The following is a 24,240-nucleotide window of genomic DNA, read 5'->3' on the forward strand; positions in this document are numbered from 1 at the left end:
CATCCCCCACCGCGACCCTTGGGTCGCCATGCGCCGCACCGTCGCGGCGCAGAACGGAACAGACGCGATGACGCCTCGACGCCCGCTCATCCCCCGCTTGCTGGCCACCGCCATGGCCGCCCTGCTCGCCGGAGCTCTGGCATTCCCCCTCACGGCGAACGCCGCCACCGGCGTTCCGACCGACCCGAACGACGGCGTTCCGCGGGTCGACCCGCCCGTCACGTACACGAACTTCCAGCCGCTCGCCGATCCCGGTCTCGGAGCCGCCGACTACTTCCAGCCGAAGTGGTTCGACACCGACGGCCGGCACATCCAGGCGCACGGCGGCCAGATCGTCACCACCACCGAGAACGGCCAGACCGTCTACTACTGGTACGGCGAAGACCGCACGAACGGCTACTGGAACAGCCCCGGTGTCGCGGTCTACCGATCGACGGATGCCAAGAACTGGACGAACCTCGGAGACGCGCTGCGCAGCATCTCGACGCGCGACGACCTGCTCACGCCCTACTTCGAGGACCTCTACGACACCGTCGACGAGAACGGCCAGCCGCGCACCGAGAAGATCGATGCCCTGGCGTACCACCTCAACTCGACGCAGAACTCGGACTACACCGCGATCTTCGAGCGCCCCAAGGTGCTGCACAACGCCAAGACCGGAAAGTGGGTCATGTGGTGGCACGCCGACGGGCGCACCGAACCCGGCGGCAGCACCTACGCCCGGTCGATGGCCGCGGTGGCCGTGTCGGACTCCCCCGCGGGGCCGTTCCGCATGACGGGCGCCTTCCGCATGCCCAACCGCACCGACTATCAGGCCTGCACGCAGTACGCCGTTCCCGGCCAGGCACGCGACATGACGGTGTTCCAGGACGACGACGGCACGGCCTACATCTCGTACTCGTCGGAGGAGAACTACAGCCTCTACGTCGCGGAGCTCGACGACAGCTACACGAACGTCACCCACACCACCGACCGCGACACCTTGAACGTCCGCCAGTACTCGGAGGACGGACGGTTCCCGTACATCTTCGACGACGGCTCCCCGGCCGCACCCGAGCGCGGCAAGGACTTCCAGATCGTCAAGGAGTGCGGCCATCTCGAGGCCCCTGCGATCTTCGAGCGCGACGGCACGTACAGCGTCGTCACTTCCGGGGCGACCGGCTGGGCGCCCAACCCGCAGACGTACTACACCGCGGGCGACCTCATGGGCACGTGGATCCGTGGCGTCGACAAGGACGACGCGAACGAGACCGTGTCGTACAACGCCATCCCCGATGGGGGCGACGGCCTGCTCTCGATCGGCGACGTGCGCCGCTCGACGTTCGGCTCGCAGACCACCAACGTCTTCGAGCTCGAACCCGGGAAGTTCGTCTACATGGGCGACCGTTGGAACGAGGGCAAGTCCGACTCGACCTACGTGTGGCTCCCGCTCACGGTGGGCGAGAACGGGCGCCTCGAGATGCACAACCCCGCCGCCGAAGACCCCGCCCGCTACGGCACCGGGTGGGACGCCTCGTACTGGGACGACAAGGGCTTCGGCCACGGCACGTGGAAGGCCGTGACCACCGGCCTCCCCGAGACCGTCCGCCGCGGCGCCGCACCGCAGCTGCCGACGAGCGTCCCCGTCGACACGGCCGCCGGCACCGCCCCGGTCGCCGTCACCTGGTCGTCGATCGACACGAGCGTGCTCGGCCCGCAGACGATCACCGGCACCCTCGCCGCCGACGCCGACTTCACCGCCGGCCGCTCGTTCCAGCGCACGATCACCGTGGCCGAACCCGGCATCGCCGACATCGCCCCCGAGGCGACCGTCACCGCGTCGAGCCGCAACGACCTCGTCGCCACCCTCACCGACGGCAATGCCACGGCCAAGGGCTGGGACGACTGGACCGGCAACGGCTATCCGCGCGACAGCTGGCTGCAGTTCGACTGGGGCACCGACCGCACCTTCGACTCGATCGTCGTGCACACCTACAAGGACGGGGCGACCGCGACCTGGCCCTCCCGCATCCAGGTGCAGTACCGCGACGCGACCGGCGCATGGAGAGACACCGCGGTCGAGGCGACCCTCGCTCAGGATGCCAGCACCCCGGCCCCCGTGGCTGTGATCGACGCCAAGACGCTCCCGGCCACCAGCGCTCTGCGCCTGCGGTTGACGAGCCAGGCGAACACCTGGCAGTCGATCGCCGAGGTCGACGTGTGGGGCAACGCCTCGGCGGCGAACGTGTGCCGCGGCGGTGACGCCTCGGTGTCGGCATCCTTCCACCAGACGAAGTGGGCCACGATGCCCGCCTCCAACGCATGCGACGGCCGGGTCGGCACGGCGTGGTCGACCTGGACCGACGCCGGCTACCAGGACTCCGCGACCTTCACGATCGAGACCTCCGAGATCCACCGCCTGAACGAGGTGCGCTTCACGAACACCGAAGGCACCATCGCGGGCGTCTCTCTCGAGTACAGGGACGACCACGGGAACGAGTGGAAGCCCCTGCCGCTGACGGGGGACACCCCGACCGTGACGAACGGCAGCGAGACGACGTTGTCGTTCCCGAAGCTCCTCGCCACCGGGCTGCGGCTGACCTTCTCGACGCCCGGGTCGTACCTGAAGATCCCCGAGATCTTCGTGCCCGAGGCGGGCGGCATCGCGCACATCGAGCCGCTCCTGCCGACACAGCCGAATGCCGACGGCTGGTACACCGCCGCTCCCGGACCGATCTCGCTCTCGCACGACGGCAACACCGACGTCGAGGTGCAGTACCGCATCGACGGCGGGGCGTGGCAGACGGGAACGACCTTCGACATCACCGCCGACGGAGACCACCGCGTCGACTACCGCGCGCTGCGGAACGGCGCCGAAGTGCCCGAGGTCGCGGGGTCGCTGCCCGTCCGCATCGACACCGCCGCCCCGACCACCGAGGCCAGGGTTGCGAAACCCTCGACCCTGCTGCGCATGATGCAGCCGGCAGCGGTGTTCCAGGCGCTGGCCCCCGCCGAGGCCACGGTGGTGTTCACGGCGACGGATGCCACCTCCGGCGTCGCCCTGACCGAGTACTCGCTCGACGGGACGACGTGGACCGCAGGTTCGAGCGTCGCGCTGACCGGCGCCGGCGATCACGTCGTGCGGTTCCGCTCCACCGACGTCGCGGGCAACGTCGAGCAGGCGCAGTCGGCGACCGTCACTGTCGTGGCGGGCACCGCCCCGGGCGACGGCGACGGTCCTGGGACGGGCTCCGGCACGCCCGGTGCTCCCGGCGCTCCCGCCGGAACGGTCGGCGGATCGGGGAGCTCGAGCGGCGGCACCGCCGGTGGTCTCGCCGTCACCGGCTCGGAGACGCCCGTGGTTCTCGGCATCCTGGCCCTGGTCCTCGCGGGTCTCGGCGCCGCGCTGCTCGGGGCACGCCGCCGCCGCGCCTGACCGCGCGCGCGCGTTCCCGCGCCGCGCACCTCGCGAGTGTTCAAAACACCCGGACGAAATTTCGGAACGTCCGGGTGTTCTGGACACTCAACGGGCAGACGACGCGTCACCGACCGCCCAGCGGAGGCAGCGCGCGCCGCGCAGGCCGCCGACTGTTCGAGGCACACCCCCGCCCACCGCACACCGGGCACCGGGCACCGGGCACCAGGCACCAGGCACCAGGCACCGGGGCACCGGGGCACCAGGCACCAGGCACCAGGCACCGTATACCGCACACCGGGCACCGGGCACCGGGCACCGGGCACCGCCCATCGCCCACCGCCCACCGGGCACCACACACCGGGCACCACCCATCGGGCACCGCCCACCCACTTGAGTGTCCAAAACACCCGGACGAAATTTCGGAACGTCCGGGTGTTTTGGACGCTCAACGGGCGAACGCGGCGTCACCGCCCGCCGCGCGACGACTCACCCAGAGGTGAGCGACCGCGCGGAGCGCGGGAGCGCCGAGCGCACGCGGGAGAATGGATGCCATGCGCGCGATGATCATGGATGCCCTGGCCGAAGCCCTCGAGGTGCGCGAGGTCGAGGCGCCGTCCGCTCCCGCGGGCGGGGTCGTGGTCGAGGTGCACGCGACAGGCCTGTGCAAGAGCGACTGGCACGCGTGGGTCGGGCACGATGACGTCGCGCTCCCCCATGTTCCGGGCCACGAGCTGGCCGGCGTGATCGTCGAAGTCGGGGCGGGTGTTCAGCGCTGGGGCGTGGGCGACCGCGTCACCGTGCCCTTCGTCATGGGGTGCGGGGCGTGCGAGTGGTGCCTCGGCGGTAACGCCCAGGTGTGCCCCGACCAGCAGCAGCCGGGCTTCACCCAGTGGGGTAGCTTCGCCGAACACGTGGTGCTCCGCGCGGCGGACACCAACGTCGTGCGCATCCCCGATGACGTGTCGTTCGAGGCGGCCGCGGCCCTGGGCTGCCGCTTCGCCACCGCCTACCGCGCCCTGACGAGTCGTGCGGGGGTGAAGGCCGGTGAGTGGATCACCGTGGTCGGCGCGGGCGGGGTGGGCCTCAGCGCCGTGATGATCGGGGCCGCCCTCGGCGCTCGCGTCATCGCGGTCGACCGCACCCCCGCGGCCCTCGACGCCGCTCGCCGCCTCGGCGCCGAGCACACGCTGGTCGCCGACGGTTCCGACATCGCCGCCGCCGTGCACGAGCTCACCGGCGGCGGCAGCCACGTCTCGGTCGACGCCGTCGGCAGCTCGCAGACGGCGCGCGACGCCGTGCTGAGCCTGCGCCGTCGCGGTCGGCACGTGCAGATCGGCCTGCTGCCCACCGCCGACGGTGAGACCCCGATGCCCATGGCGCGCGTGATCGCATGGGAGCTCGATCTGCTGGGCAGCCACGGCATGGCCGCGGCCGACTACCCCGAGATGCTGTCGCTCATCGAGAGCGGCGCCCTCCGTCCGCAGGAGCTGATCGAGCGGATCGTCGGACTCGACGAAGCCGCGGAGCTGCTGCCCAGGATGGACTCGGCCTCGCCCGCGGGCATGACGATGATCGACCCGCGTCGGTAGGGACCGAGGCGTTACGCCCGGGGAGCGGCGGGGCCGTCGTCGGTGCGCGGAGCGTCGGACGCGGCGCCGGGGGTCGTGGCATCCGGTGCATCCTTCGGCAGGAGCAGCGGGCGATCCACCGTCGCGGTGACCTTGGTGGGGTCGACGACCAGCAGCAAGAGCGCGAGCGAGACGAGAGTGACGATGAACGTCGCCCCGGCCGCGACCAGTCCCACGATCAACGCACGCTGGATCTCGTCGGCCGGACGCGTCTGGAAGAAGCCCATCGACATGAGCGTGACGAAACCGGCGAACAGCGCGGCGATGAAGGCCAGCCCGAGGAGCTGGACGGGCTTCATGAGGTCGCGGCGGGTGGTGGGCTTATCGGTCATGACGCGGCCTCCTCGGAGGGTACGGCCGGAACGGGCTCGGGGCGGCGCGGAGAGAAGCCCGCGATCGCGAGGAACACGGCGACGACCGCCGCGTACCCGCCGAAAAGTCCCACGGCGATGGTGATACCGGTCAGCGTGAACGAACCCGCCCCGGCGATGCTGTAGTCGAGCGCGTACTGCTGGATCGGGAGCATCAGCACGACTCCGAGCACGAGACTCAGGATGCCGATGAGCACGCCGTCGCGCGCGCCCGCGGCCCCGACCGTCTTTCGTTGGCGCAGGGCGCCGACCAGCTCGACGGCGCCCGAGAGCAGCGCCCAGGCGATGACGACCCCGAAGAACACGCCCGTCGTGCGCCAGCTGCCGACGCTGCCGACCATGCCCGCGACGAGCGAGACGACCGCGAGCAGGGCGGGCGTCAGGCGCTCACCCCGCGGGTGGACGAGCCACACCGACAGCGCGAAGACGAGTCCGGTCGCAAGGGCGAATCCGCTGAACACGCCGAGCCCGAGGGGCGCGGAATGGTCGGACGAGAACGTGACCATCACGGCGGCGAGCGCCGCGAAAAGGGCGCGCGCGAGCTGCACGTGGCGAACGTCGAAGGCTCGCTCGGAAGAAGGAGTGGTCACGGAGGGTCCCGGAGAGACGGTGTCGATGTCGCCCAGTCTATTCCTCGACGCCTGAGCGGACTTTGTGGACGCTCGATGTCGAGACGCTTCCGGCCGACCGTCATACCCCTCGCGCGGGCACCGCGTGCCGGGCGGGAGCGGGCGGTCGCAGCATGGCCGTCGGAGTGGCCCCGCGGATGCCGCGGATCGGGGCGATCTCTTCGAAACCGAGACGGCTGTACAGGCGACGGTTGTCGGGAGTCGACGATTCGAGGTAGGCGGTCGCGCGCGTGACGTCGAGAGTGTCGAGCCGGGAGCGCAGCAGCGCACCGCCGACACCGAGCCCGCGTGCGGCGGGCGAGACGCCGATCTGCGCGAGATACCAGTGCGGCGATCGGGGGCGGTGGCGCGCCAGGCGCGACGACAGGACGGCGGCGCGGACGAGGCCCGGGAGGCCGAGCGCTGCCAGATACTCGGGGAGCCGCCGCCACGGGAGGGATGCCGCGCCGGGACCCTCCCACGCGGCGACACCGAGGATCTCGTCGCGGTCGGAGCGGCGCGCGAGGTCGACACTGCCGGTTTCGAAGGCGGCACCGCGGAGCATGGCGGTGAACAGGGTCGTGAGCCGCTCGAGGCGGCGGCTTCCGGGCAGGATCGCGGCCATCACCGGGTCGTCACGGAAGGCGCGCGCGAGCACAGCCGCGGCGGCGGGGAGGTCGGCCTCGCGGGCGGGGGTGATGTGCAGTTCGGTCATCGCTTCCTCCAATTGGTCCAAGTGGATATATTCAGTATGCGAGACTCGACCGGCCCGATCACTTGGAGAACGCCGTGAACCCCGAGGCCCCCACTCGTGACTACCTCCCTCTCGAGGAGCGCCGAGAGCGCCTGCTCGACGCCGCGCTCTCGGTCGTCGCCGAATCAGGGGTGGCCGCCCTCAGCCTGCGGCGGGTGGCCGAGCGCGCCGACGTCGCGCACCGCGTGGTCACCTACGCCTTCGGATCCAAAACCGCCCTGGTCGAGGCCGTGCTCCACCGGGCCTCGCAGCGCGCGCTCGACGCGGTCTGGGCCGGCGACCTCCCCCTCGACGACTTCGCCGAGTCGGTGCGTCTCTCGCTGCACGGCCTGGCTCGCGATCTCCGCCGCCACGAGAGCGAGTACCGCGTGGTGAGCGAGCTCACGGCATCCGCCCGCGCTCATCCCCAGCTCCGCGCGGCGGCGCAGAGCGAGATCGCCGCGAGCACCCGGGCCATCGCCGAGAGCATCGAGCGGTGGTCGAGCATGACGGGGCGCGCTCTGACCACCCCCACGCCGGTCGTCGCGGCGGCCCTGCGCGCGAGCGTCGACGGGTTGGTCGAGTGGTGGTTGAGCAGCCACGACGAACGCGTCCTCGACGACGTCGTGGAGGTGCTGGCATCCGCCTTCATCGGTCGGGAGGCCGATCAGGAGCGACCGCACACGGCCGAGGAGCAGGGGCGATAGCCTCTCGACGATCCCTCGCGCGGCCCGGGTCCTGCCGACGGCCGCGATCCGAGGGCATCGTTTCCGACACCAGAGGAGAACATCGTGACCACGCAGCCCGCACCCGCCGGAACGACCTACCCGGGCAAGACGCTCGGAATCATCGGCCTGATCGTCGCCTTCCCGTTCAACCTGATCGGCCTGATCATCTCGATCGTCGCTCTCGTCCAGTCGAAGAAGGCCGGGTACAAGAACACCCCCGCGCTGATCGGCATCATCGTCGGTGCTGTTCTCGTCGTCGTGGGCATCGTTGTCGCCATCATCCTCGTCAGCGTCTTCGCGGGGATCCTCGCCGCGTGCGGCGACCTGGGTCCGGGGCAGCACTACGTCGACGGGGTGACGTACACCTGCTCCTGAATCACGCTCGAATGTGCAGAGGGACCGGGCCGCACGGCTCGGTCCCTCTGCACGTTCTGCGGACCGCCTCCGCTCGCCGATCTCGATGATCGGCGACACCGGCAGCCACGCCGCTCACTCGACGAGCTGACGATCCTTCTCGGCCAGCGTGCGCTCGACGGCCTCGGCCACGCGCGCGTCCTCCGCCTGCTGCGCGCGACGACGTCGCTCGCGCAGCAGGCGCGGCCCGAACACCGCCCCCGCGACGACCAGCACGACCAGGAGCAGCAGCGGCCAGGGAACAGCCCAGCCGAAGGTCGAGACCTCGATCGGATCGAGCGTCGAGATGGAGCCGGCGGCATCCGTCACGATCGGGGTCGCCGACACCGACGCGATGAGCACGCCCATCGCAGCCACCGCCGGAACACGCACGTCGCGCTCCCAGCTCTCCCCGGGCAGCAGCGTGGGGGCGGCGGCGTCCGGCGCGGACTCGAGGCGCGCGAGGCCGAAGGGACCGGTGACGGCGTCGGTCTCGTCGGCGCTGAGCGAGACGTTGCCGACGTTGTGCAGGCGGTAGTGAACGGTGGCGTCGCCGAACAGGAACGGCACGAAACCGCCGTCCCACCCGACACGCAGATCGTCGACGGCGAGGGCCGGGGAGAGGTCTCCCCCGACGCGGATGCCGGTGCGGATGCCGAGGCGACGGTCGACGTTGACGTTCGCGGAGGCGTCGGCCACCGTGAGGGAGGTGACGACCCCGCCCGCGTAGTCGCCGGGGGTGGCGTTCGAGGGGACGTCGACGACGAACGGCACCTCGACGGTCTGGCCCGCGGGAACGGAGACATGACGCTGCGGCACGGTGACCCAGGCGCCGACGCCGACCGGCTGCTCGTTCGCGACGCGCAGATCGAGGGCGCCCGTCGAGGTCGTGTAGCCGTCGGCCGCGTATACGTCGAGTTCGACCGTCTCGGCACCGCGGTTTGCGATGACCAGGGCATCGTCGAGGTGGGCACCGGGGTTCAGCGCGTAGCTGTAGTTCGTGCGGTCGGCGCCGAGGGCGTTCGAGGCGGTGCGCACGGTCCAGGTCACGTCGTCGGTCGCGGCCAGGGCGGGTGACGCGCTGGAGGCGCCCCCGGCGATCAGCGCCGCGGCGAGAGCGAGGGCGGCGACCCGCGAGGGGGAGGGCAGTCGAGTCATGGGAGGTCCTTCGGGAGGGGCACCGGCGGGGAGGAGAGCTCCCCGCCGGTGCTGTTCGCTGGTCAGCCGGCCAGCGCGGTGAGGGTCAGGGTGGCGCGGTAGCTTCCCTTTTCGACGGTGTTGGGGATCTTCAGGTCGAGATCGGCACCGACGACTCCGGCGCTGCGGTCGTGGCCCACGGGGGCTGCACCGAGCAGACGCGAGACCGACAGACCGTCGCCGCCGTCGTAGCCCGACTTCACCGCGGCACCCGCGACGGCCCCGGCCCCCGCGGTGACGACCTTCGGCGACCACCCGAGGAACGAGCCCTTGAAGGTCTTGCCGTCGTCGACGAAGTCGCCCACCGACGCCGACACCGACCACGGCGACGTGTTCGCGCGGGTGTCGGTCACGGTGATCGGGTTGATCTGACCGGTCGCCTCGAAGTACTGCAGGTTCTTCTCCTGCGCGGTCCCCATGTCGACCAGGCCGTTGTGGCCGTTGATCGTCCAGCCGAACTCACCGGGCGCGCTGGTGGGGACATCCACCTGGATGTCCTGGCCGTCGCCGTGGTTCGGGTGGATGGTCACCTCGTCCTGAATGGTGCCCACGGCCTCGGCCGGCTTCGAGCCGTTCTCGGGGCCGCACCACAGCACCTTCTTGAGCTCGACCGCAGCGTTGGGTGCGTCGCAGGTTCCGGAGCGGATGTTCTGGACGATCAGCTGGTCCTTCTTGACCTGCACCTTGACGTACGAGCGCACGTGCTCCTGGTTCTGCACGGAGTTGTACCAGTAGTTCGCCGGGTTCAGCGGGTCGGCGCCGTTACCGGCACCGCTCGTGCCGCTGTTGTCGGGCGAGGTGATGTCGTAGTACTTCGAGCCGGATGCCGAGTTGGCGGTGACGTAGACGACGCCACCGGGTCCCTCGAAGACTTCGTCCTGACCGGGCTTCTCGTCGGCGTTCGCCTTGGAGCCGTTCTTGATCTCGTACGAGCGCGAGTAGCTGTGGTCGTGACCCTGGAGCACCAGGTCGACGCCGAGCTTCGAGAACGCCGTCGGGAAGTCGGTGCGACGGATCTTGTTGTCGGCGTCCTTGGCGTGATCGGCCGGCGAGTAGATCGCGTGGTGGTACACGAGCACCGTGTACTTGGCATCCGCTCCGTGCTTGTTGACGACGTCGGTGACGTACGAGATGTGCGCGTCGTCGCCGCCGCCGCCCTGCGAGGTGGCGTAGCTGTTGCTGTTCAGGTCGATGTAGAGCACGTCCTTGTACATGAACCAGTAGTCGCCGCCCGACTCGGTGCCGATGCTGCCCGAGCCCTTGCGGTAGTAGGCGCCGGAGCGGTCGGTGTTGGGCGTGTACAGGTGCTGCTCGTACGCCTTGCCACCCACGTCGTGGTTACCGATCGTGGCGACCCACGGGTACTGGCGCAGCTGGTCGGGAGCGAGGAACGAGTCCCAGTGCGACTCCGTGTTCGCAGTCTCGACCTGGTCGCCGCCCGAGACGAGAAGCTCGGCGTTGGGGTTGGCGCCCACCGCGACGTTCATCGTGTCCTGCCAGCCGGCCTGGTCCTTCGCGAGGTTGCCGGACGAGCCGATCTGCGGGTCTCCGAAGAAGAGGAAGTCGTAGTCGCCCTCGAACGACTGCGTCTTGAAGGAGTAGGTGTTCGACCAGTTGCCGTCGGAGCCGACGCGGTACGAGTACGCCGTGTTCTCGGCGAGGCCCGTGATCGTCGCGTGACGGTTGAAGCCTCCGCTCGAGGCGATGTTGGCGGTCCCGGATGCCGAGAACGTCGTGGCCGACGCCGGGAACTGGCCGCCCGTCACCGCCGAGGTGGGCGCGAGCTGCACCGTCTGGGCGGTGTCGGCCGAGGAGTACCAGGTCACGATGCGCTGCGACTGGTCGGCACCGACGCCGAGGATGATGCCGGTGAGGGTGGCCGGGGTGTCGGCCACCGCCGCCGGGACGCTCGCCACGCCCGTGAGGACGAGTGACGCGCCGACCGCGGCGGTTGCGATCCACGAGACACGGCGACGCGTGCGCGTCCCGTGCGACGTCGATGCGGTGAGGAACATGGCTGTCCGTTTCTTTCGGTGGGGGTCTCTGGTGCGCGCCCGCCGATGGCGAGCTCGCTCCACGCTCCGCCCGCCAGGTGACGCCGGGGTGAATTGTTGACTCAGCACACGCATCGGCTGCGACAACTCCCGTCATTCGATGCCGAGAATGCGCTGCACGAACCAGACGAGACCGGCCACGGTGACCACGACCGCGATCGCGGCGCTCACCCACATCCCCACGCGCGGTGCCCGGCGGCGCAGCAGCACGAGCAGTGGGAAGACGATCACGATGATGCCGATCTGCACGGCCTCGATGCCCACGTTGAACACCAGCAGTGACCAGAGCAGGGTCCACGACCAGGGCTCGTCGATGCCGAGCGCCGAGGCGAAGCCGAGACCGTGCACGAGGCCGAACACGAACACCACGGCGACGCGGAGCCAGCCGGCGCGGTCGAGGCGGAGGAAGCCGTGCGCGTGCGACAGGTCTTGGTCGGCCTGATCGCGGCGGAGCAGGCGCCAGAGGTACCAGGCCGCGACGACCGCGATCGAGAGGGCGATGGTCGGCTCCACCACCTCGGGAGGCGCGGCGATCACCCCGGTCGCGGCCAGGATGAACGTCACCGAGTGCGCGAGCGTGAACGTCGTCGCCGCGATCACGATCTCGCGCAGTCGCCGCGACCCGACGATGAGCGCGAGCAGGAAGAGGATGTGGTCGATCCCGGTGAGCAGGTGCTCGGCGCCGAGACGGAAGAACTCCCAGAAGCGCTCGAGGGTCGACTGCGCGGTCGTGAACGACGGGTGCTCGGCATCGAGGACCGTGCTTCCCTCGTGCAGGTCGAGGTCGTAGGTGAGGATCGTCTTGGTGTCGGTGACGAAGCCCTCCGCGTCGGGGAAGAGCGACGCCGTGATCTCGTGGCCGTTCTCCGAGGGCGGGCAGGTGTCGTCGAGGGTGACGACGGCGTAGGGGACGCCGTCCTGTTGGGTCATCGAGATGTCGTCATCCATGCGCGGGGTGCACGCCTCTCCGGCGGCCGTGATCTGGAAGCGCTCGGTGACGTAGCGGGCGATCGTGTCGCGGTGCGCGGTCAGGACGGCGGCCTGCTCGGAGGCATCGCCGCCCTGGAACGCCGCCATCCCCGTGCGGTAGAGCGGGTCGTCCTTCTCGGCGTCGGCGGCCGACACCACCAGCAGGTCGTACTCGAGCTGCAGCTCGGCGCGGACGACGCCCGTCCCGCCGCTCTCGAGATGCGCGTAGACGACCGACAGGATGCCGTGGGCCGAGGCCGGCGCAGCCATCGAGAGCAGAGCCGCAATCCCCGCGGCGACGAACAGGACGCGCGAGAGGACGCTTCGAACAGAGACAGACATGTGCACCTTTCCGCCGGGAATGGTGCGCGCTCGTCGTGAACGGTTGCCCGCGGTGCGGAGAACGGAAACGAAACGTGCGGACGTCGTTCTCTCGCGCGCCACCTGCGCCGTCCAGGGTGAGGGGGTGAAGCGAAAGGTCCTGGCCGCGATGGCGGCGGCGGCGATGGCGGCTGTGCTGTCGGGCTGCGCGAGCGACGAGGGATGGTCGGCGATGCGCCCCGCTCCCGCGGCGGTGGGGTCCCCCGCCCCGGGGTTCGCGCCGGCCACGGCCCCGGCGCCCGAGTCGACGCACACCCCCGCCCCCGGCTCGTGGAGCGGCGTGAGCGCCCCCGCCGGCTACCGCGTGGTGCTGCTGACCGTGGGCGACGACGCCCCCACCGCGACGCTCGTCGCCGCGGTGCGGGACTGGGTCGCCGAGACGCGCGCCGACCTGCGTGTCGTGCACGCCGACGACGACATGATCGACGGGGCCGTGCGCGCGATGGACCTCAATCCCGACCTCATCATCAGTGCGGGCGACGCGCTCGTCGACCCGCTCGCCACCGTGACGGCGAACCACCTCGACCGGCAGTTCCTCATCGTGGGTGCCGAGCTCGCCGAGCCGACCGAGAACGTCACGGCCGCCGACTGGACCGGTGCCGCCTACCGCGGAGAGGGCCTCGGCACCGCCGCCGCATACGACCCGGCGACGTTCACGCCCGAGCGCGCGGGGGCCGCGGTGCGCGCGGGGGTCGCGGCCGTGCTCACGGGGCTGCGGGGCGTCGTGCTCTGGATCGACTAGGCGCGACGACGGCGCCGAACGACACGCACGACCGCGCCGGTCGCCACGGCCGCGGCAGCCAGGGCGGCGCCCCACAGGGCCACCTCGACCCCCGTGGCGGGGAGCGTTCCGGCGCGCGGGGTGCCGGCATCCGGGACCGCGGCCGAGGTGGGCGTCGACGAGGGAGAGGCCGGGGCGCCCGTTCGTGCGGGCACCTGCACCTGGATGACCATCGAGTCGTCGGTCGAATCGGCGCTGCCGGCAGCAAGGGGCACCCACAGGACGGATGCCACGAGCACCGCCGCCGTCACCTTCACGGAGATCACGACGCCGAGTCTGTCGGGTAGAGGTGAAAACGCGGCCACCGGAGAGTGAACTACAGATCGATCCCGAGGAGGACCCGGATACGCCCCACGGCCGACGATCACGCGGCGCTCGGTCGCTGAGATGGAATCATGACCTCCTCACCTGTGCTCACCGCCTCCGGCCTCGTCAAGCAGTACGGCGAGCTGCGCGCCCTCGACGGCGTCTCGCTCACGATCCGCACCGGGGAGTCCGTCGCCGTGATGGGCGCCTCGGGCTCGGGCAAGACCACGTTGCTGCACTGCCTCGCGGCCGTCATCGCCCCCGACGCGGGCTCGATCGTCCTGAGCGCTCCCGGCGCCGCTCCGCGCGAGCTCGTCGGCCTGAGCGAGAGCGAACGCTCCCGCGTACGTCGCGAGGCGCTCGGATTCGTCTTCCAGGAGCACCTGCTGCTACCCGAACTCACCGCCGTCGAGAACGCGGCGCTGCCCCTGCTGCTCACGGGCATGCGCCGACAGGATGCCGAGCGGCACGCCGCCGTCTGGCTCGCCGCCCTCGGTCTCGCGGGGATGGAGGGTCGTCGCATCGGTCAGCTCTCGGGCGGTCAGGCGCAGCGCGTCGCCATCGCCCGGGCACAGGTGACGGGGGCTCCCGTCGTGTTCGCCGACGAGCCCACCGGCGCCCTGGACTCGGCGACCTCGTCCGACGTGCTCGACGCCCTGCTTCTCGCCACGACCGGTCAGGGCCGCACTCTCGTCATGGTCACGCACGATGCCGACGTCGCCCGCCGGTGCTCGCGGATCGTGCGGGTGCGCGACGGTCGGATCGTCGGGGATTCGGCGATGGATGCCGCGGCATCGGTGTCACCGGCGAGCTCGGCACCGCGGTCCGTTGCGGTGCAGCCGGCCCCCGCGTCCGTCCCGACCTCGACCTCGACCTCGACGGAGGTGAACCGATGAGCACCGTCCTCCCCCTCGCGCGTCTGCTCTCGCGCCCCGCGCGCCAGGGCCGGGCGGCGATCGCCCTCCCCGTCGTCGCGTTCGCCGTCACCACCGCGCTGCTGCTCGTCGTCGCGGGCGGTGCGCGCATGTTCCTGGTGGATCCGCGAGCCGGGGCCGAGGGCGGGCTTTACGGCATCCTGGCCGTGCTCGCTCTGGTGCTGCTCGCCGTGCCCCTCGTCACCCTCGGCGCGGCGGCCGCGCGGCTGACGAGCCGGCGCCGCAACGATCGCCTCGCGACCCTCCGCCTGCTCGGCGCGAGCACGCGAGAGCTGTGGTCGCTGACCGTGTTCGAGGCGACCGCCATCGCCGCTGCGGGAGCAGCGACCGGAGTGCTGCTGTACGCCGGGCTCCTCCCGGCGGTCGGATTACTGCCGTTCTTCGGCGGACCGGTCGGCGTCGGTGCGGTGATCGTCGATCCGCTGCTGGGCGCGGGGGTGCTGGCATCCGTGGTGCTCATCGGCGCGGTGAGCGCCGCCGCGAGCCTGCGCAAGGTCGCCGTCACCCCGCTCGGCGTACGCACACGCAGCGAGGCCCCCGCGAAGAAGACCACGGCGTTCGTCGTCGGCGCGGTGCTCATCGCCGGGGTCGTGGCCCTCGTGGCGAACTTCGGCTCCCTGGCCCCGATGCTGGGGCCGGCCGTGACGATCGCCGTGCTGCTCGGCCTGTTCGCCGGAGCCCTCGCCCTGCTCAATCTCATCGGCGCGCCGATCGTGGCGGCCCGCGGGCGCACCATGGCCCGCCACGCGCGATCGGCGGCCGCCCTCGTCGCGGGCCGAGAGCTCGCCGCCCACGCCGGACCCGCGTGGCGCCGGGTCTCGGGCATGGCGCTGGTGTCGTTCATCGCGGTCGTCGCCGGGTGCGGTCTCGCGATCGCCGACATCGCCGGTGAGGCCGGACCGCTCATGGCCGACATCCGCACGGGAGTGCTCGTGACCCTCGGCATCGCCTTCGTGCTGCTCGCGTGCGCGGTGGGGGTGACGCAGGCGGCGTCGGTGCTCGAGGAGCGCGAGCTGATCGTGGGCCTGGACCGCCTCGGCATCCCGGATGCCGAACTCCGCCGCGCCCGCCGCATCACCGTCATGGTGCCGCTGCGGTGGGCCGCCGTGGGAGGCGCAGCGCTCGGCCTGATGCTCGCGTTCCCGATCGTCGGGATCAGCCTGATCGTCGCCCCGCTGTCGGTGCTGACGATCGCGCTGACCTTCGCCGCGGGCTTCGCCCTGGTCGCCGCGGCCCTGGCCTCGACGCGGCCGATCGTGACCGGCATCCGTCGCGGCGCTCTCTGAGGCCCGGGCCCGTCGCCCGGCGCACGGCGCCGGGCGCACGGCGCCCGTCGAGTGTCGCCCGTCGAGTGTTAAGTGTCCAAAACACCCGGACGATTCCGCAAAACGTCCGGGTGTCTTGGACACTCAACGCCCACGCCCCCACGCCCACTCAACGTCCACGCCCCCAACGCCCCCTCTTGAGTGTCCAAAACACCCGGACGATTCCGCAGAACGTCCGGGTTTCTTGGACACTCACGCCCACGCCCACGCCGACGCCGACTCAACGCCCACGCCCCCACGCCCACTCCCCGCGCCGGGAGGGCGGCTCCCGGGTGCTACCGTGCCGAGGTGATCCCGGATGCCACTCCCCCGCGCCGTATCCACGTCTCGGCCGCGGTCATCACCGACGCCGACGGACGCCTGCTGCTCGTGCGCAAGGCCGGCACGACGGCGTTCATGCAGCCCGGCGGCAAGCCCGAGGCCGGCGAGACGCCCGCCGAGACGCTCGCGCGGGAGCTGGCCGAAGAGGTCGGCCTGCGCGTCGACCCCGCGCTGCTCGAACCCCTCGGCTCGTACGCGGCGAGCGCGGCGAACGAACCGGGCTTCGAGGTCGTGGCCGAGGTCTTCCGCGTCGACATCGGCGACCAGAAGCCGGCCCCGGATGCCGAGATCGCCGAGCTCCGCTGGGTCACCGCCGCCACGGCATCCGGTCTCGAGATCGCGCCTCTCGCCCGCGAGTATTTCCTACCCGCCTGAGGCCCCTGCGCTTCGCGCCCCGAAACGCGCGTTGAGTGTCCACAACACCCGGACGGATCCGAAAATCGTCCGGGTGTTGTGGACACTCAACGGGCAGGGCGGGGGCGGGCGGGGCAGGGCCGGGCACGGCAGGCGCCAGGGCGGGACGAGCCGCGGCGACCCCCGCGGCGGCCTACCAGCTGCCCTTGCTGTAGTCCTTCAAGAAGATCCCGAACAGGTCCTCGCCGGCCTCGCCGCGCACGATCGGGTCGTACACGCGGGCGGCGCCGTCGACGAGGTCGAGCGGGGCGTGGAAGCCCTCTTCGGCCAGGCGCACCTTGGTGAAGTGGGGGCGCTCGTCGGTGATCCAGCCGGTGTCGACCGCGGTCATGAGGATGCCGTCCGACTCGAACATCTCGCGCGCGCTCGTGCGCGTCAGCATGTTCAGCGCGGCCTTGGCCATGTTGGTGTGCGGATGGCCGGGGCCCTTGTAGCCGCGGCCGAACACGCCCTCCATCGCCGACACGTTGACGATGTACTTGCGACGCGCGGTCGATGCGGCCATCGCGGGGCGCAGTCGGCTGACGAGCAGGAACGGCGCGGTCATGTTGGCGAGCTGCACCTCGAGCATCTCGAGGGGCTCGACCTGATCGACGTGCTGCGTCCAGCTGTTGATGCGGTCCTCGTCGGGAACGAGTCCGCCCGCGTCGATCGCCGTGCCGGCGGCCAGACGCTCGAGCGACGACGAGCCCGCGGCCATCGCCTCGGCGGTCAATTCGTCGGCGGTGCGCGCGGCCGACGCGAGGATGGGGTGCGCCGACACCGACTGCGCGAGGGCGAGCGGGTGGGCGTCGTTCGTGTGGCCGAAGGTGACCAGTTCGGGCAGCGGTCCGTCGGGGAGCGGTGCGAGCTCGGCATCCACCAGGGGTTTGTACGCCCCCGGAGACCGCCGCACCGTTTGAGCTGCGTTGTTGATGAGGATGTCGAGAGGGCCTTCGGATGCCACCGACTCCGCCAACCCGATCACCTGGGCGGGGTCGCGCAGGTCGATGCCGACGACCTTGAGGCGGTGGATCCATTCGGCACTGTCGGGCAGCGACGAGAAGCGGCGCACGGCATCGCGCGGGAAGCGCGTGGTGATGGTGGTGTGAGCGCCGTCGCGCAGCAGCCGCAGCGCGATGTACATGCCGATCTTCGCGCGGCCGCCGGTGAGCAGGGCCCGCTTGCCGGTGAGGTCGGTGCGGGCGTCGCGCTTGGCGTGGCTCATGGCCGCGCAGTCGGGGCAGAGCTGGTGGTAGAACGCGTCGACCAGCGTGTAGTCCTGCTTGCAGATGTAGCAGGCGCGCGCCTTGATCAGCTCACCCGCGAACGGCATCTCGGTGCGGGCCTGCAGCGGGATGCCGCGCGTCTCGTCGTCGATGCGGTCGGCGGCGCCCGTGGCGGTCGCGGCCACGACCGCGCGATCGGCCTCGGCGATGCGCTGACGCTTCTCTTTGCGCGACTGGCGCTTGACGTCTTTGTAGAGCTTTCCGGTCTGGCGGCGCAGGGCGATGTACGCGGGATCTTCCGGGTCGAGCGACGAGGCGGCGTCGATGACGCGCAGCGCGATCTCGAGCTCGGTCGGATCGATGGATACCGCCCGCGCGGCATCGCGGTCGGGGTTCAGCTGTGTTTCGGGCACAGGGAAGTGTACCGAGGCGAATCTGGACGATCGGTGGGCCGGGCGTGTCGCGGCCCAGACCGCCGCGTCACGAAAACAGGGGATGCCACCAGAACCAGGACGACTCCCCGCGAAACGGCCTGATCTCAGCGAATCGCCTGTTCTCGACACAGGCCCTCGGGAGCGGTCGGGCGCCGCGTCAGCGCTGCCCGGACTCGACCCAGCGGGTGTGCGCCTTCAGCGCGTGCAGCACGGCCAGACGCACCGCGAAGTACAGCACCGCGCCGATCGCGACCAGGGCCACGCCCCAGGTGAGCAGAAGGATGAAGATATGCGCCCCGAACATCCCGCGAGCCTAACGGGCGGCGGGGGAACCGGCCGCCGAGGCGTGCGTCTCTCCCCCGACCGCAGCGCCCGTGCCCTCGGACACGTGCCGCGACCGGTCGTACCGCAGCAGCCACTTCTGCGCCGGGATCTCGACGGCCCGGTGCAGCACCCACGCGATCGCGAGCGCGATGGCGAAGGCGGCGAGCGCGAGCAGCAGCGCGTGCCGCCACGGCAGTTGCGAGTGGCCGTCGGGCCACGACGACGACACCGACGCGATCACGAGCAGGTGCACGAGGTAGAAGGCGAACGACACGCGTCCGAGCTCCTGCCAGAGCGGACGGGCGAGGAACGTCGACCCGCCGTGCGCGTCGGCCGCGGCGAGCGAGGCGACGAGCAGCGCGAACGACCCCACGGTCGCGGCGAGCCCCGGGTGGATGTCGGTGCCGGGGATCGGTGGCGCCTCCGACAGGGCGTAGCCCACGACGGCGAGAGGGAGCGTGTAGCGCAGCTTCCACGGCATCCAGGCTCCGCTCTTCAGGAGCAGCGCGAGGGTGACGCCCAGCACGAACTCGGGCAGGCGGAGCAGCGGAGTGGATGCCGCCGACATCGGCAACGGCGAGATCGCAGCGATCTGCGGGGCCAGGGCGACGAGCACGAGGGATGCCACGACCACGCCGCCCCGCGCGCGGTTCGAGAGGCGCACGAGCGGACGGATGAGGAACGGGAAGCTCAGGTAGAAGAACGCCTCGCACACGAGCGACCAGCTGGCGGGGTTTCCGGCCTGCCACCAGTCGGGCACCCAGCCGTTGACGAGGAGGACGTTCGCGACCAGGGGCGCCCGTCCCGCGGTCCGGATCTCGGGGACGAGGGTCGCCGCGGCGACCAGAGCCAGTCCCACGCCGACGAGATGCAGGGGGTAGATGCGGGCGAAGCGGTGCCAGTAGAACGACCCGGCGCTCTGCTGCGGCTTGTGGCCCCAGGCGAGCACGAAGCCCGAGAGAATGAAGAAGAGCGTCACGCCGGTCTTGCCTGCTTCGAAGACGAAGGCCCAGACGGTTCCGGCGGTGCCGCCGAAGTACTCGACCGCCATGAGGTGGTGACCGAAGATCAGCATTGCCGTCGCCCAGCGGAGCCCTGTCAGAGAGGGCAGGTGGCGCGCGGGGTTCGCGGGGCGGGATGCCGTCGCCGGAGCCGTCACGCGAGGAGCGGGTGCCGTCAAGGTACTGATCGTCGTCGCCTCCGTGTCGTCTCGCTCGCCGGCGATCAGCGACCCGTGCGGGGCGCACGAGTCCACACCGACGCGAGAGAAAATACCGGTCGAGTGCCAAGAAAAGCCTGAAAGGCCCGGGGGTTGACGGCGACAGCCTCCCTTCTCCTGGACGAGGAGCGGACCCGGTGGATAGCCTGGCGACTCCGCGCCACGCAGGGGGAAGAGGTCAGATGGCCTCGCGTTCGATCGACCCGGTTCCGCCCGAGAAGCTCGCCCGCCGCGCGCGGGTTCTCGCGTTCGTGCTGGCGCCGATCTTCGCCGTCGTCGCGGTCATGTACCTGTGGATCGGTCTGGACGAGCCCACCCTCCTGGCGGGCGGGGTGACAGTCGGGCTGCTCAGCGTGCTGTGGCTGCTGGCCGCCGTTCGCCCGTCGCCGAACGTGCACCTCGCGGCCCTGGCGGTGGCAGGAGGCGGGGGCGTCATCGCCGCCGTGGTGGCGTTCGCTTCGATCTCGGCGACGAACGGCCTCTCGGTCACGTATCTGATCGGGGTGGTCATCAACATCGCCATCGGCTACTTCTTCGTGCGCCTGACCGTGCGGGCCCTCAGCGCCCCCTGAGCCCGCGCGCGGGAAGCCCCGACCGGCAATCCGAACCGAGCACGCCTCCGAAATGATCTCGGCGGTCCCCCACCCGAGGACCGCGCACTCGCCCGGAGGAATGATGTTCGAGACGCACACGCCCGCTTTGGCGCGCCTGGACGCGTTCACCAACGTGACCGATCTGCTCGTCCGCCGTGCGGAGGAAGCCCCCGATCACATCGCCTTCGAGGTGCCGACCGACAGCGGGTGGAAACCGGTGACCACCGCGGCCTTCCTCGATGCCGTCCGCGCGCTCGCGAAGGGAATGGTCGGCGTCGGCCTGCAGCCCGGCGACACCGTGGCCATCATGGCGCCGACGCGCTACGAGTGGGCCGTCGCCGATCTCGCCACCTGGTTCGCCGGGGGCGTGGTCGTTCCCGTGTACGACTCGTCGTCGGCCTCGCAGGTCGATGCGATCGTGCGCGACGCCGGCGTGCGCCTCGCGGTGGCCGGAACCCGCGCGCACGCCGACCTCCTCACCGACGCGCTCGCGCAGGCCGGGGATGAGACGCTCGGCACCTGGGCGATGGCGGGCGTCGAGAACGTCCCCTCGCTCGACGAGCTCAGCGCGCGGGGTGCCAATGTCTCCGAGGCCGAGCTCGAGAGCCGCCGCATCCGTGCCGGCCACGACGATCCGGCGACCATCGTCTACACCTCGGGAACGACCGGCGAGCCCAAGGGCGCCGTGCTCACGCACGCGAACTTCCTCGGTCAAGTGCTCAACATCGCCGCCGCGTACCGCGAAGTGGTGAACCCGCAGGGCAACACGATCATCTTCCTCCCGCTCGCCCATGTGCTCGCGCGCGGCCTGCAGCTCATCTGCATCGCGAGCGGCATGCGCATCGCGCACCTCTCCGAGCCGGCGCAGGTCGTGCCCGCCCTCGCCGTGCTGCGTCCGACCTTCCTCGTGGCGGTTCCCCGCGTCCTGCAGAAGATTCAGTCCGCCGCGGGCGAGAAAGCCGCCGAGAAGCACCTCGGCCGGCTGTGGGCTCGCGCCGTCGCCACCGCGATCCTCGGCGGGCGGTTCGAAGAGTTCCGGGATGGCGGCCACCCGCGCCGCGCTCCCCTCGGCTTCCGGGTGCGAAAGGCCGTCTTCGACGCGCTTTTCTACGCGCGGCTCCGTTCCGTGATGGGTGGGCGGGTCGGGTACATCCTGTCGGGAGGGGCGACCCTCGATCGCGATCTGTCGCTGTTCTTCCGGGGCATCGGGGTCCCGGTCATCGAGGGCTACGGCCTCACCGAGACGACCGCGCCGCTGACCGGAAACCTGCCCGGGCGCATCGCCTCGGGCACGGTGGGACTCCCCCTTCCCGGATCGACCGTGCGCATCAGCCCGCAGGGAGAGGTGCTCGCCCGCGGTGTGGGCGTGTTCTCGGGGTACCGCGACCCCCGTCACGACGCCGATGCATTCGTGGACGGTTTCTTCCGCACGGGCGACCTCGGTCGCATCGACGACTCGGGGCGGGTCATCCTCGAGGGCCGCCTGAAAGACGTCATCGTCACCTCGAACGGCAAGACGGTGGTGCCCGCCCGCTGGGAGGGCGCGGTCGAGGCGAGTCCGCTCGTGCAGCACGCCGTCATGGTCGGCGAGGGCAAGCCCTACCTCTCGGCCCTGTTGATCCTCGATCCCGAGCAGTCGGCCGCCTGGGTGGCCGCGAACGGTTCTACGCTCGAGCCCGGCATTCCGGGCGCCGTACGCGCGATCGACGACCCCCGCCTCACCGCCCACCTGCAGACCGCCGTCGACGCGGCGAATGCCCTCGTGTCGCGCAGTGAGCAGGTGCGCCGTTTCACCGTCGTGCTGGCCGATCTCGACGATCGCGAGCTCGTCACCCCGACTCTCAAGATCAAGCGCCGCGAGGTACTGCACCGCGCCGCCGACACGATCGACACCCTGTACAGAGGAGCCGCATCATGACCGCACCCGTTCCCCCCACCTCGGAACGGTCCCCCGCGACCCGGAACCTCACGGCGCTCGTCGCCGTGGTGGTGGCCCTCGTCATCGGCGCGGGGCTCGCCGTCGCCGGAAGCTTCCGCGGTGCGCAGGTCGGCGGCATCCCGGTGTTCGCGATCGCTGTGACGGCGGCCTTCGTCATCCAGTTCGTCGTCTTCCTTCCCTCGGCCCTGCGCCGCACCGAGCGGTTCTTCGACCTGACAGGCAGCCTCACCTTCATCGCCGTCTCGATCGCCCTCGCCCTGCTCGCCCCCGCGCAGGACGCCCGCGGGTGGATCCTCGCCGCGATGGTCGTCGTGTGGGCCGCGCGTCTCGGTTCGTTCCTCTTCGCGCGCGTGCACCGGGCGGGTACCGACGGACGCTTCGACGAGATCAAGACGAACCCGCTGCGCTTCTTCCAGGTCTGGTGCATCCAGGGGCTCTGGGTGGCTCTCACCGCGTCAGCCGCCTGGATCGCCATGAGCGCGGATGCCGCCGACCGGGCGCCCCTCGACGGGTTCGCGGTCGCGGGGATCGTCGTGTGGCTCGCCGGGATGGTGTTCGAGGTCGTCGCCGACCTGCAGAAGCAGGCTTTCCGCGCCGACCCCGCGAACAGGGGGGAGTTCATCCGCACGGGCCTGTGGTCGCGGTCCCGGCATCCCAACTACTTCGGCGAGATCCTCGTGTGGGTCGGTGTCTTCCTCGTCGCCGTGCCCGTGCTGCAGGGCTGGCAGTGGGTCGCCGTCCTGTCGCCGCTGTTCGTGGTGCTGTTGCTGACGCGGGTCAGCGGCATCCCTCTGCTCGAGAAGCGCGCCGACGAGCGCTGGGGCGACCGGTCCGACTACCTCGCCTACCGTGACCGCACTCCGGTGCTAATCCCGGCGCTGACCGCGCGGTCGTGAGGTGCCCGACGCTCACGCCCCGACGAGCTGCGCCGCAACCCGCGCGATCCGCGCACGCAGCTCCGAGACGGTGCGGTCGAACGCCTCCACGCTGCCGCTGTTCGCGGGGTCGCGGATCGACCAGTGCACGTCGTCGCGGCCCTTCATCTGCTCGTGCGCCTGGTCGCACACGCTGATCAAGAAGTCGCCGGGGCGCGCCACCTGGTCGAGCGCTCGGGGCCTGGCATCCGGGTCCAGAGAAATGCCGTGGCGGGTCGCTGCGTCGATCGTTCCGGGATTCACGCGATCGGCCGGGTGCATTCCCGCGGAGGCGGCGGGAATGCCGCTGTGGTCCACCCAGATCGCCTGGGCGAGCTGAGATCGGGCGGAATTGGCGGTGCAGACGAAGACGACGCGACCGCCCACCGACGTGGGGTCGGCGGCGAGCGCCGAGAATGCGTCGGGGATCAGTTGCAGGTAGGTGCGGCGGCCGTCGAATTCGGAGCGCACCCGCCGCACGATTCCCCGTTCGTGCAGCACATTGGTGTGGAAGGCCACGAGGTTCGACTTCATTCCGAGGGCGGCCGCGATCTCGCTCGACGACATGTCTCCGACCGCCAGAAGGTCGACGATCCGCAGACGACCGCGGTCTCCGAGCGCCGCGAAAGCGTTCGCCCTGCGCTGAAGGTCGTCCATTATGCACCCCAAGAATGCGCCGCGCCATCGGTCGCAGCAAAGTCTTTTCACTCAGTAGCGTTTGAGCGATCGCGACCGGCACAGGTCCATGTCACCGGCGCGATCACTAGACAATCACAGCAACGAGGGAGTTTCCCATGGGTATCGGCAGCGGCATCGCACTCTTCGTGATCGGTGCCATCCTGGCCTTCGCGGTCAACCTCGACCTCGGTGGCGTCGCGAATCTTCAGACCATCGGGTACATCCTGATGGCCGCGGGCGTCGTCGTCTTCGTGATCAGCCTGGTCTTCATGTTCCGTCGTCGCTCGGTCGAGTCCACCACCCGCTCGACCATCGATCCGGCCAGCGGCCAGAGCGTCACCACCCGTCGCACCAGCGACAACGGCGACCCCCTGGTGTGACGACCCTGTC

General features: G+C 70.8%; 23 protein-coding genes. 12 read left to right on the plus strand and 11 right to left on the minus strand.

Features of this window, described 5'->3' with window-relative positions; translation table 11 throughout:
* The first annotated feature begins 28 nt into the window (after window positions 1-28).
* Window positions 29-3,415, plus strand: coding sequence for an OmpL47-type beta-barrel domain-containing protein (locus tag DEU35_RS11600; protein ID WP_258873538.1), 3,387 nt, complete (start codon window positions 29-31; stop codon window positions 3,413-3,415).
* Window positions 3,416-3,948: 533 nt separating this feature from the next.
* Complete coding sequence (locus tag DEU35_RS11610; protein WP_116239591.1) at window positions 3,949-4,986, plus strand: zinc-dependent alcohol dehydrogenase family protein; 1,038 nt, start codon at window positions 3,949-3,951, stop codon at window positions 4,984-4,986.
* A gap of 11 nt (window positions 4,987-4,997) precedes the next feature.
* Here DEU35_RS11610 and DEU35_RS11615 read toward each other — a convergent pair whose 3' ends face one another.
* The 3 genes from DEU35_RS11615 to DEU35_RS11625 all read right to left on the minus strand — a co-directional run bounded on the left by DEU35_RS11615 (window position 4,998) and on the right by DEU35_RS11625 (window position 6,719).
* The gene (locus tag DEU35_RS11615; protein ID WP_116239592.1) at window positions 4,998-5,357 is read right to left on the minus strand and encodes an amino acid transporter; all 360 of its coding nucleotides are present in this window, start codon (window positions 5,355-5,357) and stop codon (window positions 4,998-5,000) included.
* Window positions 5,354-5,986, minus strand: a complete 633-nt coding sequence (locus tag DEU35_RS11620; RefSeq protein ID WP_116239593.1) for an acyl-CoA synthetase — start codon at window positions 5,984-5,986, stop codon at window positions 5,354-5,356. Before DEU35_RS11620 ends, DEU35_RS11615 begins: the two co-directional genes overlap by 4 nt.
* Window positions 5,987-6,086: 100 nt before the next feature.
* Window positions 6,087-6,719: an N-acetyltransferase gene (locus DEU35_RS11625; RefSeq protein ID WP_103207682.1), complete on the minus strand. Its 633-nt coding sequence runs from the start codon at window positions 6,717-6,719 to the stop codon at window positions 6,087-6,089.
* Between the two features lie 74 nt (window positions 6,720-6,793).
* Here DEU35_RS11625 and DEU35_RS11630 point away from each other — a divergent pair, with 74 nt between their 5' ends.
* Together DEU35_RS11630 and DEU35_RS11635 are read left to right on the plus strand one after the other, a co-directional pair.
* Window positions 6,794-7,444, plus strand: coding sequence for a TetR/AcrR family transcriptional regulator (locus DEU35_RS11630; protein ID WP_180993420.1), 651 nt, complete (start codon window positions 6,794-6,796; stop codon window positions 7,442-7,444).
* An 84-nt stretch (window positions 7,445-7,528) separates the two neighbouring features.
* Window positions 7,529-7,840: a hypothetical protein gene (locus DEU35_RS11635; protein ID WP_116239594.1), complete on the plus strand. Its 312-nt coding sequence runs from the start codon at window positions 7,529-7,531 to the stop codon at window positions 7,838-7,840.
* Window positions 7,841-7,954: 114 nt separating this feature from the next.
* Here DEU35_RS11635 and DEU35_RS11640 read toward each other — a convergent pair whose 3' ends face one another.
* The 3 genes from DEU35_RS11640 to DEU35_RS11650 all read right to left on the minus strand — a co-directional run bounded on the left by DEU35_RS11640 (window position 7,955) and on the right by DEU35_RS11650 (window position 12,420).
* The gene (locus tag DEU35_RS11640) at window positions 7,955-9,016 is read right to left on the minus strand and encodes a WxL protein peptidoglycan domain-containing protein (RefSeq protein WP_103207675.1); all 1,062 of its coding nucleotides are present in this window, start codon (window positions 9,014-9,016) and stop codon (window positions 7,955-7,957) included.
* 62 nt (window positions 9,017-9,078) lie between these two features.
* Window positions 9,079-11,070, minus strand: coding sequence for a metallophosphoesterase family protein (locus DEU35_RS11645; protein ID WP_116239595.1), 1,992 nt, complete (start codon window positions 11,068-11,070; stop codon window positions 9,079-9,081).
* Window positions 11,071-11,202: 132 nt separating this feature from the next.
* Window positions 11,203-12,420 carry a HupE/UreJ family protein gene (locus DEU35_RS11650; protein WP_103207671.1) on the minus strand — a complete coding sequence of 406 codons (1,218 nt, stop codon included), beginning with the start codon at window positions 12,418-12,420 and terminating at the stop codon, window positions 11,203-11,205.
* 124 nt (window positions 12,421-12,544) lie between these two features.
* Here DEU35_RS11650 and DEU35_RS11655 point away from each other — a divergent pair, with 124 nt between their 5' ends.
* Window positions 12,545-13,201 (plus strand): hypothetical protein, encoded by a 657-nt coding sequence (locus DEU35_RS11655; protein WP_258873539.1) that lies wholly within the window; start codon window positions 12,545-12,547, stop codon window positions 13,199-13,201.
* Here DEU35_RS11655 and DEU35_RS11660 read toward each other — a convergent pair.
* A complete protein-coding gene (locus tag DEU35_RS11660) occupies window positions 13,198-13,506 on the minus strand; it encodes an LPXTG cell wall anchor domain-containing protein (RefSeq protein ID WP_116239597.1) in 309 nt (102 codons plus the stop codon). The two genes, DEU35_RS11655 and DEU35_RS11660, sit on opposite strands and share 4 nt — an antisense overlap.
* A gap of 129 nt (window positions 13,507-13,635) precedes the next feature.
* Here DEU35_RS11660 and DEU35_RS11665 point away from each other — a divergent pair, with 129 nt between their 5' ends.
* The 3 genes from DEU35_RS11665 to DEU35_RS11675 all read left to right on the plus strand — a co-directional run bounded on the left by DEU35_RS11665 (window position 13,636) and on the right by DEU35_RS11675 (window position 16,502).
* Window positions 13,636-14,442 (plus strand): ABC transporter ATP-binding protein, encoded by an 807-nt coding sequence (locus DEU35_RS11665; protein ID WP_116239598.1) that lies wholly within the window; start codon window positions 13,636-13,638, stop codon window positions 14,440-14,442.
* The gene (locus DEU35_RS11670; RefSeq protein ID WP_116239599.1) at window positions 14,439-15,767 is read left to right on the plus strand and encodes an FtsX-like permease family protein; all 1,329 of its coding nucleotides are present in this window, start codon (window positions 14,439-14,441) and stop codon (window positions 15,765-15,767) included. Before DEU35_RS11665 ends, DEU35_RS11670 begins: the two co-directional genes overlap by 4 nt.
* Window positions 15,768-16,094: 327 nt before the next feature.
* Window positions 16,095-16,502, plus strand: coding sequence for an NUDIX domain-containing protein (locus DEU35_RS11675; protein WP_103207663.1), 408 nt, complete (start codon window positions 16,095-16,097; stop codon window positions 16,500-16,502).
* 172 nt (window positions 16,503-16,674) lie between these two features.
* Here DEU35_RS11675 and DEU35_RS11680 read toward each other — a convergent pair whose 3' ends face one another.
* The 3 genes from DEU35_RS11680 to DEU35_RS11685 all read right to left on the minus strand — a co-directional run bounded on the left by DEU35_RS11680 (window position 16,675) and on the right by DEU35_RS11685 (window position 19,687).
* On the minus strand, window positions 16,675-18,162 hold the full coding sequence (locus DEU35_RS11680) for an SDR family oxidoreductase (protein WP_174799696.1): 1,488 nt from the start codon (window positions 18,160-18,162) through the stop codon (window positions 16,675-16,677).
* 178 nt (window positions 18,163-18,340) lie between these two features.
* The gene (locus tag DEU35_RS17185; protein ID WP_170210699.1) at window positions 18,341-18,487 is read right to left on the minus strand and encodes a hypothetical protein; all 147 of its coding nucleotides are present in this window, start codon (window positions 18,485-18,487) and stop codon (window positions 18,341-18,343) included.
* Window positions 18,488-18,496: 9 nt separating this feature from the next.
* The gene (locus tag DEU35_RS11685) at window positions 18,497-19,687 is read right to left on the minus strand and encodes an acyltransferase (RefSeq protein ID WP_147301862.1); all 1,191 of its coding nucleotides are present in this window, start codon (window positions 19,685-19,687) and stop codon (window positions 18,497-18,499) included.
* A 221-nt stretch (window positions 19,688-19,908) separates the two neighbouring features.
* Between DEU35_RS11685 and DEU35_RS11690 the strand changes: the two genes are divergently transcribed.
* The 3 genes from DEU35_RS11690 to DEU35_RS11700 all read left to right on the plus strand — a co-directional run bounded on the left by DEU35_RS11690 (window position 19,909) and on the right by DEU35_RS11700 (window position 23,154).
* Window positions 19,909-20,298, plus strand: a complete 390-nt coding sequence (locus DEU35_RS11690) for a hypothetical protein (protein WP_103207659.1) — start codon at window positions 19,909-19,911, stop codon at window positions 20,296-20,298.
* 103 nt (window positions 20,299-20,401) lie between these two features.
* A complete protein-coding gene (locus tag DEU35_RS11695) occupies window positions 20,402-22,237 on the plus strand; it encodes a long-chain fatty acid--CoA ligase (protein ID WP_116239724.1) in 1,836 nt (611 codons plus the stop codon).
* On the plus strand, window positions 22,234-23,154 hold the full coding sequence (locus tag DEU35_RS11700; protein WP_116239601.1) for a DUF1295 domain-containing protein: 921 nt from the start codon (window positions 22,234-22,236) through the stop codon (window positions 23,152-23,154). The genes DEU35_RS11695 and DEU35_RS11700 overlap by 4 nt, the downstream gene beginning before the upstream one ends.
* Before the next feature lie 12 nt (window positions 23,155-23,166).
* Here the strand turns inward: DEU35_RS11700 and DEU35_RS11705 are convergent, their stop codons facing one another.
* Window positions 23,167-23,829, minus strand: coding sequence for an ArsR family transcriptional regulator (locus DEU35_RS11705; RefSeq protein WP_116239602.1), 663 nt, complete (start codon window positions 23,827-23,829; stop codon window positions 23,167-23,169).
* 137 nt (window positions 23,830-23,966) lie between these two features.
* Here DEU35_RS11705 and DEU35_RS11710 point away from each other — a divergent pair, with 137 nt between their 5' ends.
* Window positions 23,967-24,230: a DUF6458 family protein gene (locus DEU35_RS11710; protein WP_103207649.1), complete on the plus strand. Its 264-nt coding sequence runs from the start codon at window positions 23,967-23,969 to the stop codon at window positions 24,228-24,230.
* The last annotated feature ends 10 nt before the right edge of the window (window positions 24,231-24,240 follow it).

It is taken from the genome of Microbacterium sp. AG157 (assembly GCF_003385695.1).
Taxonomy (GTDB): domain Bacteria; phylum Actinomycetota; class Actinomycetes; order Actinomycetales; family Microbacteriaceae; genus Microbacterium; species Microbacterium testaceum.

Coding starts and splice junctions, on each gene's coding strand:
- DEU35_RS11710 (WP_103207649.1), top strand. CDS start 23,967: ATGGGTATCGGCAGCGGCATCGCACTCTTCGTGATCGGTGCCATCCTG.
- DEU35_RS11650 (WP_103207671.1), bottom strand. CDS start 12,420: ATGTCTGTCTCTGTTCGAAGCGTCCTCTCGCGCGTCCTGTTCGTCGCC.
- DEU35_RS11695 (WP_116239724.1), top strand. CDS start 20,402: ATGTTCGAGACGCACACGCCCGCTTTGGCGCGCCTGGACGCGTTCACC.
- DEU35_RS11690 (WP_103207659.1), top strand. CDS start 19,909: ATGGCCTCGCGTTCGATCGACCCGGTTCCGCCCGAGAAGCTCGCCCGC.
- DEU35_RS11665 (WP_116239598.1), top strand. CDS start 13,636: ATGACCTCCTCACCTGTGCTCACCGCCTCCGGCCTCGTCAAGCAGTAC.
- DEU35_RS11700 (WP_116239601.1), top strand. CDS start 22,234: ATGACCGCACCCGTTCCCCCCACCTCGGAACGGTCCCCCGCGACCCGG.
- DEU35_RS11640 (WP_103207675.1), bottom strand. CDS start 9,016: ATGACTCGACTGCCCTCCCCCTCGCGGGTCGCCGCCCTCGCTCTCGCC.
- DEU35_RS11625 (WP_103207682.1), bottom strand. CDS start 6,719: ATGACCGAACTGCACATCACCCCCGCCCGCGAGGCCGACCTCCCCGCC.
- DEU35_RS11645 (WP_116239595.1), bottom strand. CDS start 11,070: ATGTTCCTCACCGCATCGACGTCGCACGGGACGCGCACGCGTCGCCGT.
- DEU35_RS11600 (WP_258873538.1), top strand. CDS start 29: ATGCGCCGCACCGTCGCGGCGCAGAACGGAACAGACGCGATGACGCCT.
- DEU35_RS11670 (WP_116239599.1), top strand. CDS start 14,439: ATGAGCACCGTCCTCCCCCTCGCGCGTCTGCTCTCGCGCCCCGCGCGC.
- DEU35_RS17185 (WP_170210699.1), bottom strand. CDS start 18,487: ATGTTCGGGGCGCATATCTTCATCCTTCTGCTCACCTGGGGCGTGGCC.
- DEU35_RS11705 (WP_116239602.1), bottom strand. CDS start 23,829: ATGGACGACCTTCAGCGCAGGGCGAACGCTTTCGCGGCGCTCGGAGAC.
- DEU35_RS11615 (WP_116239592.1), bottom strand. CDS start 5,357: ATGACCGATAAGCCCACCACCCGCCGCGACCTCATGAAGCCCGTCCAG.
- DEU35_RS11610 (WP_116239591.1), top strand. CDS start 3,949: ATGCGCGCGATGATCATGGATGCCCTGGCCGAAGCCCTCGAGGTGCGC.